This window comes from Rhizobium pisi (assembly GCF_003938655.1).
GTDB classification, from domain to species: domain Bacteria; phylum Pseudomonadota; class Alphaproteobacteria; order Rhizobiales; family Rhizobiaceae; genus Rhizobium; species Rhizobium pisi.
In genome coordinates, this window is sequence record NZ_RJJT01000003.1 from 120543 (window position 1) to 135988 (window position 15446).

The 15446-nt window shown below is 61.5% G+C and carries 15 protein-coding genes; 7 read left to right on the plus strand and 8 right to left on the minus strand.

Annotation, left to right across the window (positions count from 1 at the left end; genetic code table 11):
* Positions 1-97 precede the first annotated feature (97 nt).
* Positions 98-796 carry an AAA family ATPase gene (locus tag EFD55_RS05165; RefSeq protein WP_165504822.1) on the plus strand — a complete coding sequence of 233 codons (699 nt, stop codon included), beginning with the start codon at positions 98-100 and terminating at the stop codon, positions 794-796.
* 58 nt (positions 797-854) lie between these two features.
* Here EFD55_RS05165 and EFD55_RS05170 read toward each other — a convergent pair whose 3' ends face one another.
* The 4 genes from EFD55_RS05170 to EFD55_RS05185 all read right to left on the minus strand — a co-directional run bounded on the left by EFD55_RS05170 (position 855) and on the right by EFD55_RS05185 (position 5069).
* Positions 855-1610, minus strand: coding sequence for an ABC transporter ATP-binding protein (locus tag EFD55_RS05170; RefSeq protein WP_125843544.1), 756 nt, complete (start codon positions 1608-1610; stop codon positions 855-857).
* Between the two features lies 1 nt (position 1611).
* Entirely contained in the window at positions 1612-2451 is an 840-nt protein-coding gene (locus EFD55_RS05175; RefSeq protein ID WP_125843545.1) for an ABC transporter permease, read from the minus strand.
* Between the two features lie 21 nt (positions 2452-2472).
* Complete coding sequence (locus tag EFD55_RS05180; RefSeq protein WP_125843546.1) at positions 2473-3441, minus strand: aliphatic sulfonate ABC transporter substrate-binding protein; 969 nt, start codon at positions 3439-3441, stop codon at positions 2473-2475.
* Positions 3442-3674: 233 nt separating this feature from the next.
* A complete protein-coding gene (locus EFD55_RS05185) occupies positions 3675-5069 on the minus strand; it encodes a L,D-transpeptidase (protein WP_125843547.1) in 1395 nt (464 codons plus the stop codon).
* A 255-nt stretch (positions 5070-5324) separates the two neighbouring features.
* Between EFD55_RS05185 and EFD55_RS05190 the strand changes: the two genes are divergently transcribed.
* The 3 genes from EFD55_RS05190 (at position 5325) to EFD55_RS05200 (ending at position 6991) form a co-directional block, all read left to right on the plus strand.
* On the plus strand, positions 5325-6164 hold the full coding sequence (locus EFD55_RS05190; protein WP_125843548.1) for an aldose 1-epimerase family protein: 840 nt from the start codon (positions 5325-5327) through the stop codon (positions 6162-6164).
* A 70-nt stretch (positions 6165-6234) separates the two neighbouring features.
* A complete protein-coding gene (locus EFD55_RS05195) occupies positions 6235-6573 on the plus strand; it encodes a protein tyrosine phosphatase family protein (RefSeq protein WP_125843549.1) in 339 nt (112 codons plus the stop codon).
* A gap of 73 nt (positions 6574-6646) precedes the next feature.
* Complete coding sequence (locus EFD55_RS05200) at positions 6647-6991, plus strand: RidA family protein (RefSeq protein WP_125843550.1); 345 nt, start codon at positions 6647-6649, stop codon at positions 6989-6991.
* Between the two features lie 38 nt (positions 6992-7029).
* Here EFD55_RS05200 and EFD55_RS05205 read toward each other — a convergent pair whose 3' ends face one another.
* The 4 genes from EFD55_RS05205 to EFD55_RS05220 are packed head-to-tail and all read right to left on the minus strand — an operon-like array spanning position 7030 to position 11825.
* The gene (locus EFD55_RS05205; protein WP_125843551.1) at positions 7030-8688 is read right to left on the minus strand and encodes a thiamine pyrophosphate-binding protein; all 1659 of its coding nucleotides are present in this window, start codon (positions 8686-8688) and stop codon (positions 7030-7032) included.
* Positions 8689-8701: 13 nt separating this feature from the next.
* Entirely contained in the window at positions 8702-9904 is a 1203-nt protein-coding gene (caiB, locus tag EFD55_RS05210; protein ID WP_125843552.1) for a succinate--glutarate CoA-transferase, read from the minus strand.
* A 17-nt stretch (positions 9905-9921) separates the two neighbouring features.
* Positions 9922-10878 (minus strand): DMT family transporter, encoded by a 957-nt coding sequence (locus tag EFD55_RS05215; RefSeq protein ID WP_125843553.1) that lies wholly within the window; start codon positions 10876-10878, stop codon positions 9922-9924.
* A 17-nt stretch (positions 10879-10895) separates the two neighbouring features.
* Complete coding sequence (locus EFD55_RS05220; protein WP_125843554.1) at positions 10896-11825, minus strand: alpha/beta fold hydrolase; 930 nt, start codon at positions 11823-11825, stop codon at positions 10896-10898.
* Positions 11826-11982: 157 nt separating this feature from the next.
* Here EFD55_RS05220 and EFD55_RS05225 point away from each other — a divergent pair, with 157 nt between their 5' ends.
* From EFD55_RS05225 to EFD55_RS05235, 3 genes are all read left to right on the plus strand, one after another.
* Positions 11983-12723, plus strand: a complete 741-nt coding sequence (locus EFD55_RS05225; protein ID WP_125843555.1) for a ribonuclease T2 family protein — start codon at positions 11983-11985, stop codon at positions 12721-12723.
* Positions 12724-12822: 99 nt separating this feature from the next.
* Complete coding sequence (gene ettA, locus EFD55_RS05230) at positions 12823-14472, plus strand: energy-dependent translational throttle protein EttA (RefSeq protein WP_125843556.1); 1650 nt, start codon at positions 12823-12825, stop codon at positions 14470-14472.
* 215 nt (positions 14473-14687) lie between these two features.
* Positions 14688-15260 carry a GNAT family N-acetyltransferase gene (locus tag EFD55_RS05235; RefSeq protein WP_125843557.1) on the plus strand — a complete coding sequence of 191 codons (573 nt, stop codon included), beginning with the start codon at positions 14688-14690 and terminating at the stop codon, positions 15258-15260.
* Positions 15261-15446 lie beyond the last annotated feature (186 nt).

The window sequence follows — 15446 nt, forward strand, 5'->3', positions numbered from 1 at the left end:
TTAACCATGATTGTAAAGGATGGCTTAACCGCACGATGCTCCGAGAGTGCGCAAAAGAGCGATGCCGGCTCGCATCATTGCCTTCCGAGGAACGAACATGCCTGTCATTACTTTCGCAAATACCAAGGGCGGCGCCGGCAAGACGACCGCTGTTCTGCTGCTCGCGACCGAGCTTGCTCGTACGGGTTACCGCGTCACCATCCTCGACGCCGATCCGCAGCACTGGATTTCGCGCTGGCATGAGATATCAGGTCACGTGCCCAATATTTCGGTGATCGATTTCGTGACCACCGCCTCGCTGCCGCAGCATATCAGCGAGAACAAGCACAATACCGACTACTTCATCGTCGATCTGCCGGGTGCGCGCAATCCGCTGCTCGCCACCGCCGTCGGCCTTTCCGACCACGTGCTGATCCCGATCCAGGGCTGTGCGATGGATGCGCGCGGCGGCGCTCAGGTGCTCGAGCTGCTGCAGTATCTGGACGAGAAGGCGGGCATCAAGATCGGCCATTCGGTGGTGCTGACCCGTGTCAACTCGATGGTGACGACGCGGGCGCTGCAGCTCGTCAAGTCGCTGCTCAGCGAGCGGCACGTGCCGGTGCTGGATACCGCCATCATCGAACGCTCGGCTTTCCGCGACATCTTCGACTGCGGTGGCACGCTGCATACGATCGATCCGACACGCGTCAGCAATCTCGACAAGGCGCGTGAAAACGCCACCTGTTTCGCCGAGGAAATGATGCGCAAGCTGCCGGTCAAGCTGACGGCGTCCGCCCGGATGGCGACGGCAGCCTGACAGTTAGCGTATCCTCGAACGACATGCGTCCGGTTCGCACCGCGACGCATTTCGTTTTTCAGGCGCTTGCCGTGCGGCTGCCATCATGGAGGGAATGAGCCAGAAGGTCGGAAAGGCGCCTTTTGACGTCGGCCAATTCGTCCGACATGCGATTGCGTTGCCGCGGCAGGCCTATATCGACCACCTCCAGAATGCGTCCCGGCCAAGGGCGCATCACGACGACGCGATCCGCCAAATAGGCTGCCTCTTCGATATCGTGCGTGACGAGCAGCATCGTCGTGGCATTCGCGCGCCATAGATCGATCAGATGATCCTGAAGTTCGACGCGCGTCATCGCATCGAGCGCGGAGAAGGGCTCGTCCAACAGGAGCACGGCCGGCTTTGTCACAAGTGCGCGCGCCAAGGCCACGCGCTGCGCCTGCCCGCCGGATAGTTCCTTGATCCAGCGCTTCTCGTAGCCGCGAAGACCGATCTTCTCCAGGGCCGCCGACACCTGCTCATCCCGTTCGCGGCTTGCCAGATTACGTAGGCCGAAACCGATATTGTCCGCGACAGTCAGCCAGGGAAAGAGCCGAGGCTCCTGGAAGACGATATTCACCAATGAGTCCGGCTCCGTCAGCAGCCGTCCCTCCAGGCTTATTTGGCCCTGCGTGGGAGCTTCGAGGCCCGACAGCAGCCTCAGAAGGGTGCTCTTGCCGCAGCCCGATCCTCCGATGACCGCGACCAATTCCCCCTTTCCGATATTGAGGGAGAAGTCTTGCAGCGCATGTGTTCCGTTGGGATAGATCTTGGACAGAGAGCGGATATCGAGCATGTCAGATCCTGCTCGCATGGCTGTCGCGCCAGCGCAGGAACGGCGCGCTCGCAATCAGAAGCAGGCTGTCGGTGGCCTTGCCGACAACGGCAAAGATCAAAATAGCGGCAAGGATCTGGTCCGGTTTTCCGAGTTGCTGACCATCCACCAGAAGATATCCCAGGCCTTCGGATGCGCCCATGAATTCCGCCGCAACGACGAACATCCAACCGAGACCCAGGCCTGCGCGCAAGGCAAGGATAAAGTCCGGAAGGACCGCCGGCAGCAGGATCAGACGAATGAGCTCGAAGCCTGAAAGCCGAAAGACACGACCGACCTCGACGATGCGTCGGTCAACGCCGGTAACGGCGCCATAGACCCCGAGATAGACCGGGAAGAAGACGCCGACGGCAATCAGGGCGACTTTGGAAGCTTCGAAAATGCCGAACCACAGGATGAACAGCGGCACCCAGGCAATGGAGGGAATTGCCCGCAGAGCCTGCAGCGTTGGATCCAGCAGGCGTGCTAGCAGTTTGGAGTAGCCGGTCAGCGCCCCAAGAGCGGTTCCCGCCAGCGACCCGAAGGCGAAACCGATCGTCACTCTGCGCAGCGTCGCGCCGACATGTGTTGTCAGATCTCCGGATGCCGCCAGCGCATAGACCGTAGAGAGAATTTTCGAGGGCGGAGGCATCAGGCGGCCGCCGACTATTCCCGCACGGACGAGGATCTCCCATGCGGCAAACAACGCGAGCGGAAACACGATTCCGACGATCGGATGATCGAAAGGCGAAACTCGGCGCCGCCGGGTCTCCCTTGCTGCTTCCGTCTTTTGCCATGACAGCGCGATGTCCACCAATGACATGGGGATGCTCTTTCTATCGCTTCACTGGCCGAGAGCGGCGGAGGCGTAGCTGGGGTCGATCAGCGCCGATACGGTCTTGCCGACATCGACATCCGCCTTGATGACATCGGCCTTTTGCAAAGCCAAACCCGCGGCTTCGATCGTCTCGCGCTGGGCATCGCCGATCACGGAATAGGTGAGGTTCGTGCGCTCCAACTGGCGGTCTATCACGCTATCGGGCAGCTTGGTGGCGGCGACGAGGGCGGCCTTGAGCTTGGCCGGATCTTTCAGAGCTTCGGTGCGCGCCTTTTCATAGGATGCAAGCACGCGTTTGACGAGATCGGGATGGGCGGCGGCAAACTCTTCGCGCACGTTGAGAACGCCCCAGCTGTTGTTGTCAGGCTTGCGGTAGAAGAGCACATCGCCATCTTCAATCTCGGCGGAGGCCATGATCGGATCGAGGCCGGCCCAAGCGTCGACGTCGCCGCGCTTCAACGCAAGGCGTCCGTCCGCATGCTGCAGCAGAACAAGCGAGACATCCTTTTCAGTCAGGCCTGCATCGGCGAGAGCGCGCACCAGGAAAATGTGCGGATCGGTGCCGCGCGTCACAGCGATGGACTTGCCCTTGAGGTCCTGTACCTTGGCAATGCCGGTATCCTTGCGGGTTACGAGCGCGGTCCATTCCGGACGTGAATACACATAGATGGATTTGATCGGGTTGCCATTGACGCGGCCGATCAAGGCAGCCGCACCCGCGGTCGAGCCAAAGTCGAGGGAGCCGGCATTCAGGAATTCCAGGGCTTTGTTGGAGCCTGCGGACTGGACCCAGGTTATCTTGATCCCATCCTTTTCGAATTCCTTTTCCAGGATGCCTTCATCCTTCAGAATGAGGCTGACCGGGTTGTAGGTGGCCCAGTCCACGCGAATTTCCGAGACATCGGCAGCCTGCGCCGTGCCGACGGCGATCAAACCCGCCAATACGCTCAAAGCCAATCGAACAAGCGATTTCATACGACCTCCAAAATGTTAGGAAGTGAAATCTACAGATTTAATAGCTTTTTGCGCGCTTTCGGGTTCCAAACTTTGGGACGGGAGAGCAAATTTGAACTGCCGCCGCAGCCCGCGCTAGATTGTTGTGTCAAAAATGCTGTTGGCACCGACCGACCCTGCCGCGCCTCGGACGATCCCAGCCGCCTGGCATCGTCGTCTGTTTGCTTGCGGTCATTCCGCCCGAAGATGCGGGGTCAGTCGACGAATTCGACCGTCACGCCCGGCTTGACCATCTTGGCAAGTTCGGTGGCATCCCAGTTGGTCAGACGGATGCAGCCATGGCTCTGCGTGCGGCCGATCTTGGAGGGCTCGGGCGTGCCGTGGATGCCGTAGGTCGGCTTGGAGAGCGCCATCCAGACGGTGCCGACCGGGCCGTTCGGGCCGGGCGGAATGTTGAGGATCTTGTCGTTGACGCCCTGCTGGAAATTGATCTTCGGATTGTAGGTGTAACCCGGATTGAGGGCGACGCGCTCGACAGTCACCGTGCCCGAGGGGGAGGGCGTGTCGGTGGAGCCGATCGAAGCCGGGTAGGCGGCGAGGAGGTTGCCGGCGCCGTCATAGGCGAAGACCTGCTTGCGGGCCTTGTCGGCGATGATGCGGGCGACGTCACCGGTCTTCGGCTCACCGGGATTGACGACCTTGATGACGGTGCCGGGAACGCTGAAATCGGCGCCGGGGTTCATCTCCTTGAGGAAGGCCTCGTCCATGTGGAAGCGCTCGGCGAGCATTTCGGTGGTCGAGGTATAGGCGAGCGACGGCAATAGCGCCTTCTGCGAATAATCTTCAGGGATCTGCGCGACGAAGGGGCCGGCGGCATCGGCCGGGGTGATCGTGTAGCTGACGACGGGCAGGCCGCCGTTCATGCGCAGCTCTTCCAGAATGGCATCGGTGTCGTTCGGATCGAGTTTCGACCCGGTCATTTGGTCGTAGGCATAGATGCCCTTGGTGACGTTCGAGCCCATATGCCCGTCGATGACGCCGGGGGAGATGCCGGCGCGGTCGAGGAAGACCTGCAGTGCGACGATCTCGGGCTTCGACTTGTTCTTCAGCGTGATGACGGGCTCTTCTGGTACCGCCTTCGGCGCGTCGGCCGGCGGAATCTGCTGATCGGGATCGATCGAGGCATAGTCGTCGCCCGGCTGCGGATTGCCGATGCTGTTGTCGTCAGGATAGGGCTGCTCGCCGAGCGGCCGGCGCTCGATCGCCGCATCCCGCGGAATGCCGCCGGTCACGGCCCCGCGCTCGGAGTAACGCGTATCGCCATTGTTACCGTCGTCGGCATAATAGGGATCGTTGCCGTACTGGTTGGCATCGCGCGAGCCGGGGCGAGGCGGATAATAGCCGCGGGCACGCATCTCGGTGGCGACGATGTTGCCGTAGGCATCGATCAGCACTCGGTTGCCGCTGCGGTCCCGGGCGTAGGCAGCGCCGGGGGGGAGGTAGTCGAGGATTTCGCCGTTCGGCGTAACCAGCACGATATCGCTCTGGCGGCGGTCGCGGAACTGCTGCGCGCCTGCCTCAGGCGCTGCGGCGGCAAGGGCTGCCAGCACGACCGCAAGCGAAAATGCCGATTTCAAAAAGCGATTCACGTCTCAAACCTCGAACGGTGACTGGGCAGACACACACCCGTCAATTTTGACGCTAGTGTGGAATTTATGAAACTGTGCTGAACAAAATATGAAAATCACTAAGATTTCCTTTTACTCATAAACGTTTGCGTTCTTGTGTCCGTTCCGCAAAATCCACCGTTGCGGCGAAAACGCAAGATGGAGGCGGCGCCAATTGACGAAGGGCGGACCAAAACCTAACGCTACGGCGGGCGATAAATCCTTGAGGAGACTGCGATGATCGAATTTGCCGCCGCAAGCGGGCCGCGCCTGATGCTGGATGAAACATCGGTGCTGGATATCGGCGGATGTATCGTCGACGGCGTCGATATCGCGCCGAAGCGGGCCATTCCCGATGACGGCGATCCGCGAATCGATCATTCGCTTGAAGGCTTCCTCTTCACCTGCGGACCGGACCATATCCGCCACCGCCAGCCGATCCCCGGCCGGTCGGACGGCAAGGTCTATCCGTTGCACGGATCGGCCTCCGGCCATGCGGCGAAGGTGCTGTGGACGAAATTCGAAAACGGCAATGCCGAATGCCGCGCCGATATCGACATCATGACCGTCGAGGGCCTGTCGCAACGCATCGAGCGGCTGTGGCGGATCGAGGGGGCGACCGGCGAGGTGCGGCTCGAGGACCGCGTCGTCAATACCAGCGACCGGACCGTGCCGACCTTCCTGATGTATCACATGAACACGGGCGGCAAATGGCTGGACGAGGGCACCCGGCTCGAAGGGCAGATGCTGGAGAATGGCGGCTTTCCCTGGACCTTCGGCGAGGAGCCGGGCGGCATCTTCTGCCTCCCCACGCCGGTGACGGAGGAGGGCTTTGCGGAGGTCCGGCTCGGGCCGATCGCCGCGATCGGCGGCAGGACGCTTCGCGTGCGCTTCCGTGCCGATACGCTGCCTTATCTGCAGGTCTGGCGGAACCAGAAGACGCCGGCCCATATCATCGGCATCGAGCCCGTTTCGCACCGCTGGGTCTTGCGCGACGAGCTTGAGGCGGCCGGAGAGTTCAACATGCTGGCGCCTGGCGAGAGCCGCAGTTATGCGCTGACCTTCACCTTCCTGTGAGTGAAGTGTTGTTGACGCCTGCCGGCCTGCGTCGTAGACCTTCAGCCCACGATTTTTAGGAGACAGGACGATGGATATTCGCCAGATCGACGATGAATATTCGGTTTCGGGTCAGATCACGCCCGAGGACCTCGACGAGATCAAGGCGCTGGGCTTCAAATCGATCGTCTGCCATCGCCCCGACCAGGAAAGCCCGGACCAGACGCCGTTCTCGGTCATCGAGGCGCGCGCCAGGGAGCTCGGCCTCGATATCGCCCATGTGCCTGTGGGACCGATGGGCGTGACCGAGGAAGCGGTGCAGGGCATGGTCGACGCGCTCGACGAATTCCCGCGGCCGATGCTCGGCTATTGCCGCTCCGGCGCACGCTCGACGGCGATCTATCAGAAGACCCATCATATCCGCGGCTAAGCCCGGCTCCGGAGCCCGATTTTCCGGCGCTGTTTTTCAGCGCCGTCATTTTCCATTCACTGAGGAGACTATAATGAGCATCAAGCGTATCGACGTCGGCTCGCGCATGAGCGGCGCCGTCATTCATGGCAACACGGTTTATCTCGCAGGCCAGGTCGGCGAGGGCGAAAGCGTCACCGATCAGTGCAAGTCCTCGCTTGCCGAAGTCGACCGCCTGCTGGCTGCATCAGGCAGCAGCAAGTCGAAGATCCTGCAGACGATCATCTACCTCTCCGATATCGCCTATTTCGCAGAAATGAATGCCGTCTGGGAAGGCTGGATCGACCCGGCAAACCCGCCGGCACGCGCCACCAGCGAAGCCAAGCTCGCTGCGCCGAAATACAAGGTCGAGTTCATCGTCACGGCTGCGCTCGACTAAGGTCGCCGCAAGTCTGCTCTCAAAGCCGGTGGGGCAACCTACCGGCTTTTTGTTTGCGCGATTTCAGAAAGAGTGCGCGTCGGCGTGATCGCCTCCGGATCGAGCTTCACCTCGATGATCGCGGGTTTGCCGCTGGCGCGCGTGCGTTCGAAGGCGGGGGCGAATTCCTCGGTCTTCTCCACCGTCTCGCCATGGCCGCCATAGGCGCGGGCAAGGGCTGCGAAATCGGGATTGGTCAGATCCGTGCTGCTGACGCGGCCCGGATATTCGCGCTCCTGATGCATGCGGATCGTGCCGTACATGCCGTTGTTGACGACGACTGATATGATCGGCAGGCCGTAGCGGATGGCGGTGGCGAATTCCTGGCCGTGCATCATAAAGCAGCCGTCGCCGGCAAAGCAGATGACCTCGCGCTCGGGAAAGAGATGCTTGGCGGCGACGGCGGCCGGCAGGCCGTAACCCATCGAGCCGGAGGTCGGGGCGGACTGCGTGTTGAAGCGGCGGAAACGATGGAAACGGTGCACCCAGGTGGCGTAATTGCCTGCGCCATTGGTGAAGATCGTCTCCGGCCCGGTATTGGCCTCCAGCCATTCCATGATCGGTCCCATCTGGACGGCGCCCGGGCCTGTCGCCGGCGGCTTCGACCAGCCGAGATAGGCCTGGTGCAGACGCTCGGTGCGCTCGGCCCAGCGCGGCTCGGCCGGCGCTTCCAAATCGGCAAGTGCGGCGACGAATTCGGAGGGTGCGGCGCAGATGGCGAGATCCGGACGGTAGATCCGGCCGAGTTCGGAAGCGTCGGGATAGACGTGCACCAGCGATTGCTGGGGGTAGGGGATATCGACCAGCGTATAGGACGAGGATGGCATTTCCGACATGCGGGCGCCGAGCAGGATCAGCAGGTCGCTCTCCTTGACCTCTTTTGCCAGGGCAGGATTGATGCCGATGCCGACGTCGCCGGCATAGCAGGGATGGAGATGATCGAACAGCATCTGCCGGCGGAAGGAGCAGCCGACCGGCAGGCTGAAGCGTTCCGCGAAGCTCTGGAAATCGGCAACGGCATCGGCATCCCATCGCGTGCCGCCGAGGATCACCATCGGCCGCTCGGCCTTCAAGAGGCGCAGATACAGATCGTCGATCTGGCGGCGGCCGGGATGAGCTTCGACGCGCGTGTAGCGCCGGGCGCGGGGTGCTTCCACCTCGTCGCGCAGCATATCTTCGGGCAGCGTCAGCACGACGGGGCCGGGGCGGCCGGAGGTCGCGATCGCAAAGGCGCGGGTGACGAATTCGGGAATGCGGGCGGCATCGTCGATTTCGCCGACCCATTTGGCGAATTCGGTGAAGGCGCGACGGAACTCGACCTCCTGGAAGGCTTCGCGCTCGCGCGCTTCCCGCTGCACCTGGCCGATGAAAAGGATCATCGGGATCGAATCCTGTCTTGCGATATGCAGCCCGGCCGACGCGTTGGTGGCGCCGGGGCCGCGGGTGACCATGCAGACACCGGGTTCGCCCGTCAGCCTGCCCCAGCAATCGGCCATCATCGCAGCTCCGCCTTCCTGACGGCAGACGAGGACGTCGATATCGCTGTCGCGCAGCGCGTCGAGGACGGCAAGGAAGCTCTCGCCGGGCACGCAGGAGAGGCGTTTGACGCCGTTTGCCTTCAACGCCTCGACGATCAGTTCTCCGCCCGTTTTCTTCATGACCAAGCCTTCTTCATGACGATGCCTTCCTCTCGTACTCAGCGAGTTCCGCCAGAATTTCATCCCTGTGTTCGCCGAGGCGCGGGCTCGGCCTGGTGTAACGCAGCGGCGTCTCGGACATGACGACAGGCGTCCTGACGCCTGGGATCATCGTGCCTGCGGCATCCGCAAGGTCGATGCGCAGGCCGCGGGCCTGCACCTGCTGATCGGCGAACATTTCCTCGATCGTGTTGATCGCGCCGGATGGAACCCCATTCTCCTCGCAGGCTTTCAGGAGATCCGCCTTCTGCCATTTCAGCGTCTCGGTAGAGATGAGGCGGCGCACCTCGCCGCGATTGGCGACGCGAGCCTTGTTGGTGGAAAAGCGCTCGTCGCCTGACATCGCCTCCAGGCCGAGGATGGTGCAGAGGCGGCGGAACTGGCCGTCGTTTCCCACAGCAAGGATGAGATAACCGTCAGCCGCCGGCACGACCTCATAGGGCGAAATGTTGGGATGGGCATTGCCGAGGCGGGTCGGTGCGGCGCCGGAAATGAGGTAATTCATGTTCTGATTGGCAAGCACGGCCGACTGTACGTCGAGCAGGGCCATGTCGATGAGCTGGCCTTCGCCTGTTTTCAGCGCGTGGATCAATGCGGCCTCGATTGCCGAGACGGCATAGATGCCGGTGAAGATATCGGCGATAGCCACACCCGCCTTCATCGGCTGGCCGTCAGGCTCTCCGGTGATCGACATGAAGCCTGAGATGCCCTGCACGATATAGTCGTAGCCGGCGAAGCTGGCATAGGGGCCGGTCTGGCCGAAGCCGGTGATCGAGCAATAGACGAGCTTCGGGTTCACCTTCCGCAGGCTGTCGTAATCGAGCCCGTATTTGACGAGGCCGCCGAGCTTGAAATTCTCGATCACCACATCGGCGGTGGCCACGAGCCGGCGGACGAGATCCTGGCCTTCCCCGCTCTTCAGGTCGGCGGTGATGGAGCGCTTGCCGCGATTGGTGGCGTGATAATAGGCGGCCGAGAGATTTTCGCCGTCGGCGCCTTCGACGAAGGGCGGTCCCCATTGGCGGGTATCGTCGCCGCCATCGGGATTTTCGACCTTGATGACGTCGGCGCCGAGATCGGCAAGCATCTGTCCTGCCCAGGGGCCGGCCAGCACTCGGGCAAGCTCGATCACCCGGATGCCGGCAAGCGGCGGCTTTTTCGTCACGGTTTCCGTCATATTCCTCCGGAAGGCGGTTACGGCGCCAGCGTCGCCTCAGATGTATCGGATACGGGTCTGGATGCAAAGCGGCGCTCGCGCCAGAGGATGTAGAAGCCCGACGCCATGATGATCATGATGCCGAGCCATTTGACCGCATTCGGAAAGTCGCCGAAAACCAGCCAGGCGAAAATCGTCGCCGATACGATCTCGAAATATTGCAGCGGCGCCAGCGTCGAGGCCGGTGCGGCGCGATAGGCATAGACGCCGAAGATGCCAGCGGTTGCCGCCGTGGCGCCGACGCCTGCGAGATAGAACCAGACATTGCCCTGCGGCATGACGGGATCGAGGAGATCTGAACCGGTTCCCTCGCCGAAAAAGAGCAGGATGGCGCAGAAGAGCAGGCCCCAGATGCCCATCTGGAACTGCATCGCCCAGGGGTCTTCCCTGTGCGAGAGGACGCGGGTCATCAGCACGAAGGTTGCGATGCAGAGCGCGCTGAGGACGGGCAGAAGCGCGACATAGCCGACCTCCTCGAAGCTCGGCTGGATGATCAGCATCGCCCCGAAGAAGCCGACGCCGCAGGCGGTATAGCGCCGCCAGCCGATCGTTTCCTTCAGGAAGATGCCGCCGAAGATCGTCACGATGATCGGCTCGACGAAGAAGATCGCAATCGCGTCGGCGACCGCCATGTATTTCAGGGTGGTAACGAAGGAGATCATCGAGACGGTGATGATCGCGCCGCGGATGGCATGGAACAGGCTCTGGCTCCACGAGAAATCGGTAAAGCTGCGCCGCCACAACACGATCGGCAGCATGCAGAGCGCCTGGATGGCGAAGCGGGCGGCGGTGACCTCGGCGGATGGAATGGTGACGACAGCAAGCTTGGAGAAGACATCGATGAGCGGCGAGACCATCACCGATAGAAACATCAGCGCAAGCCCGGTCGTCACTTCGGAGGCGGACGAAACTGTGCGGGAGGAGGAGCTGCTCATGATGGAATCCCTGTGGCTCAGGCTCTTGCGATGGCCCCGTCGCACCAGTCCGCGAAGGCCGCGGTCGCCGCATCCGCGCCGATCTCGTTCAGCGTTTCGTGCCGCATGTCCTGATATATCAAGGTGCTGATACGAGAGAAGCCCTGGCCTTTCAAATGGTTTGACAGCCAGAGGATGGCTTTTCCACGCTCCGTTGCTGGATCTTCTTCGCCGCCGACCAGATGGATCGGCAGATCTCGCGCCAGCCGGTCGAGATGGGCCTTCTGCGGCGCGCGGAAGGTCATCTCGAAGAGATCGAGCCAGAGGGAGACGGAGGCATCGAAGCCGCAAAGCGGATCGGCGACATATTTCTCGACTTCTCCGGGAATGCGCGACAGCCAGTCGAATTCGGTGCGGTGGCCGGGAACGGATTTGCCCCAGGCGCCGAAGGTGAGTTTCGGCAGCAGGCCGCTCGGCACGTCGGAGCCTTTCAGCATGCGCTCGGCAAGGAGGATCGCCTGGGCGGCGCGGCCGGCAAGGCCGACGGCGAAATTCGAATTCCAGACGGCGACGGCATCGAAATCGGCCGGAGCCGTGACCGCCGCATTGAGAGCGATGAGGCCGCCCATCGAATGGCCGAAGAGGATCACCGGCAGGCCGGGGTGGCGGGAAGCGGCATGGGCGCGCATGGCGATGACGTCGCCGATCACCTTATCGACGCCGCCGCGCCGGGCAAAACGGCCGATCGGCGCGTCGGGCGCCGTCGTCTCGCCATGGCCGCGGTGATCGTGGGCATAGACGTGATAGCCGCGCGCCGCCATCGTCTCGGCAAAGGCGCGGTAACGTTTGGAATGTTCGGCGAGCCCGTGCGATATCAACAGGATGCCGCGCGCCGGGCCGGCAGCCTCGGCATGATGATAGGCGAGCGACGCCTCCGGCACCACGAGCCTTCGCGTTTCAGAAAACATGCAGGTCCTCCTTGCGGCAACAGACCAGATCGCCGGGCAAATGCAACAGAGGCGTTTGATTTATCCGATAGCAATTTGCGATGCTGTTGCGATTCAGGGTTGCGGGCTTTCGATCTTCATGCTTATTTGTTCCTGTATTGTTCTTTTGGGGGTTGAAATGAGCAGCATGCAGTTGCGTACCTTGGCGTTCGCCTTGTCGATGGTTCTTGCCGGCGCCGCCACGGCGCAGGAAGGCGGCGGGCGCACCCGCTTCATTCTGGCGGCGAGCTGGCAGCCCGCCTTCTGCCAAACGAACCAGAAGAAGGCCGAATGCGCCAGCCAGACCGGCGAGCGTTCCGACGCGACGAATTTCTCGCTGCATGGGCTCTGGCCGATGAAGCAGGATTATTGCGGCGTGAGCGCCGAGCAGAAGGCCGCCGACAAGGACGGCAAATGGAACGAATTGCCGGAGGTCACGCTCTCGGCGGAGGCGAAGTCGGCGCTCGCAAAGGCGATGCCCGGCACGCAGTCCGGCCTGGAACGGCATGAATGGGTGAAGCACGGCACCTGCACGAAGATGAGCGCGGAGGATTATTTCGGCGTCGGAATTCATCTCGTCGACGCGCTCAACGCCTCGGCCGTGCGCGATCTCTTCGCCGCCAATATCGGCAAGACAGTCAAGGCCGACGCGATCAAGGCGGCTTTCGACAAGAGCTTCGGGCCGGGCGCCAGCGACCGCGTCAAGATGAGCTGCCGGCGGGCTGGTAGCGTCAGGGTGATCAGCGAGCTGACGATCGGGCTTTCTGAGGACGCAGGAACGGCGTCTGCGAAAAGTGCCGTGCTTGCCGATCTGATCCAGGGGGCGGGAAAAACCTCTTTCGGCTGCGATGAAGGCGTCGTCGATGCTGCGGGTTTCTGACCGGAAATCCTGAGTAAACCGGGTTTCGGCGTTGCCCGCAGGCGCTGTTTCGCCTACATAGCGGCACGATTGAAGTTTCCCGCCCGGAGCAGCGCAGTTATGGCACGTCAGTTCATCTATCACATGTCCGGCCTCAACAAGGCCTATGGCAACAAGAAGATCCTGGAGAACATCCACCTTTCCTTCTACCCGGATGCCAAGATCGGTATCCTCGGGCCAAACGGCGCCGGTAAATCCACCGTGCTGCGGATCATCGCAGGTCAGGACAAGGAATATACCGGCGAAGCCTGGCTCGCCGAAGGTGCGACGGTCGGCTACCTCGAGCAGGAGCCGAAGCTCGATCCTGCCAAGACCGTGTTCGAAAACGTCATGGAGGGCGTTGCCTCCAAGACGGCCATCCTCGATCGCTACAACGAATTGATGATGAACTATTCCGACGAGACGGCGGAAGAGGGCGCCAAGCTCCAGGACATCATCGACAGCCAGAACCTCTGGGATCTGGAAAGCCAGGTCGAGATGGCGATGGAAGCGTTGCGCTGCCCGCCGCGCGATGCCGAGGTCACCAGCCTTTCCGGTGGTGAGCGCCGCCGCATCGCGCTCTGCCGCCTGCTGCTGTCGCAGCCGGATCTGCTGCTGCTCGACGAACCGACCAACCACCTCGACGCCGAAACCATCGCCTGGCTCGAAAAGCATCTGCGCGACTATCCGGGCGCCGTGATGATGATTACCCACGACCGCTACTTCCTGGACAACGTCACCGGCTGGATCCTCGAACTCGACCGCGGTCGTGGCATTCCTTACGAGGGCAACTACTCGGCTTACCTGCTCGCCAAGGCCAAGCGCATGCAGCAGGAAAATCGCGAAGAGGCAGGCCGTCAGAAGGCGATCAGCCGCGAACAGGAATGGATCGCCTCCAGCCCGAAGGCCCGTCAGGCCAAGTCCAAGGCACGTATCAAGTCCTACGAGCAGTTGGTGGAAGCCGCCGAGAAGCAGCGTCCCGGCGACGCTCAGATCATCATCCCGGTCAGCGAGCGTCTCGGCCAGGTTGTCATCGAAATGGAAGGCATCACCAAGGGCTTTGAAGGCCGCACGCTGATCAACGACCTGTCGATCAAGCTGCCGCCGGGCGGCATCGTCGGCATTATCGGCCCGAACGGCGCCGGCAAGACGACGCTGTTCAAGATGATCACCGGCCAGGAAAAGCCGGATAGTGGTTCGATCCGCATCGGCGAGACCGTCCATCTCGGTTATGTCGACCAGAGCCGCGACGCGCTTGCCGCCGACAAGACGGTCTGGGAGGAAATCTCGGGCGGTGCCGAAATCATCAAGCTCGGCAAGTTCGACATGAACTCCCGTGCCTATTGCGGCGCCTTCAACTTCAAGGGCGGCGATCAGCAGCAGAAGGTCGGCAATCTCTCGGGTGGTCAGCGCAACCGCGTTCACCTTGCTAAGATGCTGAAGGCCGGCGGCAACGTTCTGCTGCTCGACGAACCGACCAACGACCTCGATACGGAAACGCTCGGCGCTCTGGAAAGCGCGCTGGAAGCATTTGCCGGCTGCGCCATCATCATCAGCCACGATCGCATGTTCCTCGACCGTCTGGCCACGCATATCCTGGCTTTCGAAGGCGAGGGCCATGTCGAATGGTTCGAAGGCAACTTCGAGGATTATGAACAGGACAAGGTCCGCCGCCTCGGCCCCGACGCCCTCAACCCGGGCAGCCAGGCCCACAAGCGCCTGACGCGCTGATCGCAGCAGGGCGCTGGGCGATTTACTCGCTGGGGATATTTTCGCGAGAGTTTGGCTGAATAGTCGCCGCAAAACTTGATTTTGCGGCGACGTAAAATCAAATATTGCAGCAGTTGTATATTTCGGCGATTTGCAATGCGTGAGATGCCTGGGTGGCGCCTAACTGCGTGTGACGTGCGTCCGCGCCAATTTTCAACGAGCCTAACGATTTTGCTATGGCCCCTGTGAAAAGCGAATTTCCCGCCCTTCTAACTTATCGACTCCGCCTGCGTGAATCGGTTTTCGATGACTGCGGCGACGTCCACGACTTGCTTTCTATTCCGGAAGTCACCCGGTTCTCGAACTGGTCGGATGCGCCGAAAAAAGGACAAACCGAGCGCGTGATGAAATGGATGTGCGGCGCATTCGCGAAGGGAAAGGGCTGCGCGTGGATCATTGAGGACCGCGCCTCAGGACGGTTTTTAGGAAGCATACGGTTCAACAGCATCGATAAGTACTCAAAATGGGCTGAGATCGGCTACGAATTGCATCCATCCTTCTGGGGGAAGGGACTAATGAGCGATGCGGTGAAAGCAGTCGCTCGATGTGGGTTCGATGACTTTTCCCTGAACCGGATCGAAGCCTGGACTCTGCCTGGAAATCCGGCGTCGGACCGGGTTCTGGAAAAAGCCGGGTTCCGATATGAAGGGACACTTCGCCATCAGGCGTGGTTCAAGAACGCCTTCCATGACTTCCGAATGTTCGGCCGTCTAGCCGGTGAACCGCCTGACCTGCCAAAAAGATCCTGAGTTTAGTAATAGACCGATCGTCCTTTGCGAGATCGGTGGTCCATATTTTGGCCCGGCATTGACGGTTCGGTCGGTGTTTTTTTGCCCAACGAGCCTTGTCGCAATCTGAGCAGCCAATTTCGCGGAGAGCGCAAATTGACGCTTGCCACGTTCTTTCAAATCACATAAAGATATCTTTATATCTTG

Bases quoted from the DNA above. Each gene is read 5' to 3' on its own strand.
- EFD55_RS05165 (WP_165504822.1), top strand. From the start codon at position 98: ATGCCTGTCATTACTTTCGCAAATACCAAGGGCGGCGCCGGCAAGACG.
- EFD55_RS05195 (WP_125843549.1), top strand. From the start codon at position 6,235: ATGGATATTCGCCAGATCGACGATGAATATTCGGTTTCGGGTCAGATC.
- EFD55_RS05220 (WP_125843554.1), bottom strand. From the start codon at position 11,825: ATGTTTTCTGAAACGCGAAGGCTCGTGGTGCCGGAGGCGTCGCTCGCC.
- EFD55_RS05215 (WP_125843553.1), bottom strand. From the start codon at position 10,878: ATGAGCAGCTCCTCCTCCCGCACAGTTTCGTCCGCCTCCGAAGTGACG.
- EFD55_RS05180 (WP_125843546.1), bottom strand. From the start codon at position 3,441: ATGAAATCGCTTGTTCGATTGGCTTTGAGCGTATTGGCGGGTTTGATC.
- EFD55_RS05235 (WP_125843557.1), top strand. From the start codon at position 14,688: ATGGCCCCTGTGAAAAGCGAATTTCCCGCCCTTCTAACTTATCGACTC.
- EFD55_RS05200 (WP_125843550.1), top strand. From the start codon at position 6,647: ATGAGCATCAAGCGTATCGACGTCGGCTCGCGCATGAGCGGCGCCGTC.
- EFD55_RS05225 (WP_125843555.1), top strand. From the start codon at position 11,983: ATGAGCAGCATGCAGTTGCGTACCTTGGCGTTCGCCTTGTCGATGGTT.
- EFD55_RS05205 (WP_125843551.1), bottom strand. From the start codon at position 8,688: ATGAAGAAAACGGGCGGAGAACTGATCGTCGAGGCGTTGAAGGCAAAC.
- caiB (WP_125843552.1), bottom strand. From the start codon at position 9,904: ATGACGGAAACCGTGACGAAAAAGCCGCCGCTTGCCGGCATCCGGGTG.
- EFD55_RS05190 (WP_125843548.1), top strand. From the start codon at position 5,325: ATGATCGAATTTGCCGCCGCAAGCGGGCCGCGCCTGATGCTGGATGAA.
- EFD55_RS05170 (WP_125843544.1), bottom strand. From the start codon at position 1,610: ATGCTCGATATCCGCTCTCTGTCCAAGATCTATCCCAACGGAACACAT.
- EFD55_RS05175 (WP_125843545.1), bottom strand. From the start codon at position 2,451: ATGTCATTGGTGGACATCGCGCTGTCATGGCAAAAGACGGAAGCAGCA.
- ettA (WP_125843556.1), top strand. From the start codon at position 12,823: ATGGCACGTCAGTTCATCTATCACATGTCCGGCCTCAACAAGGCCTAT.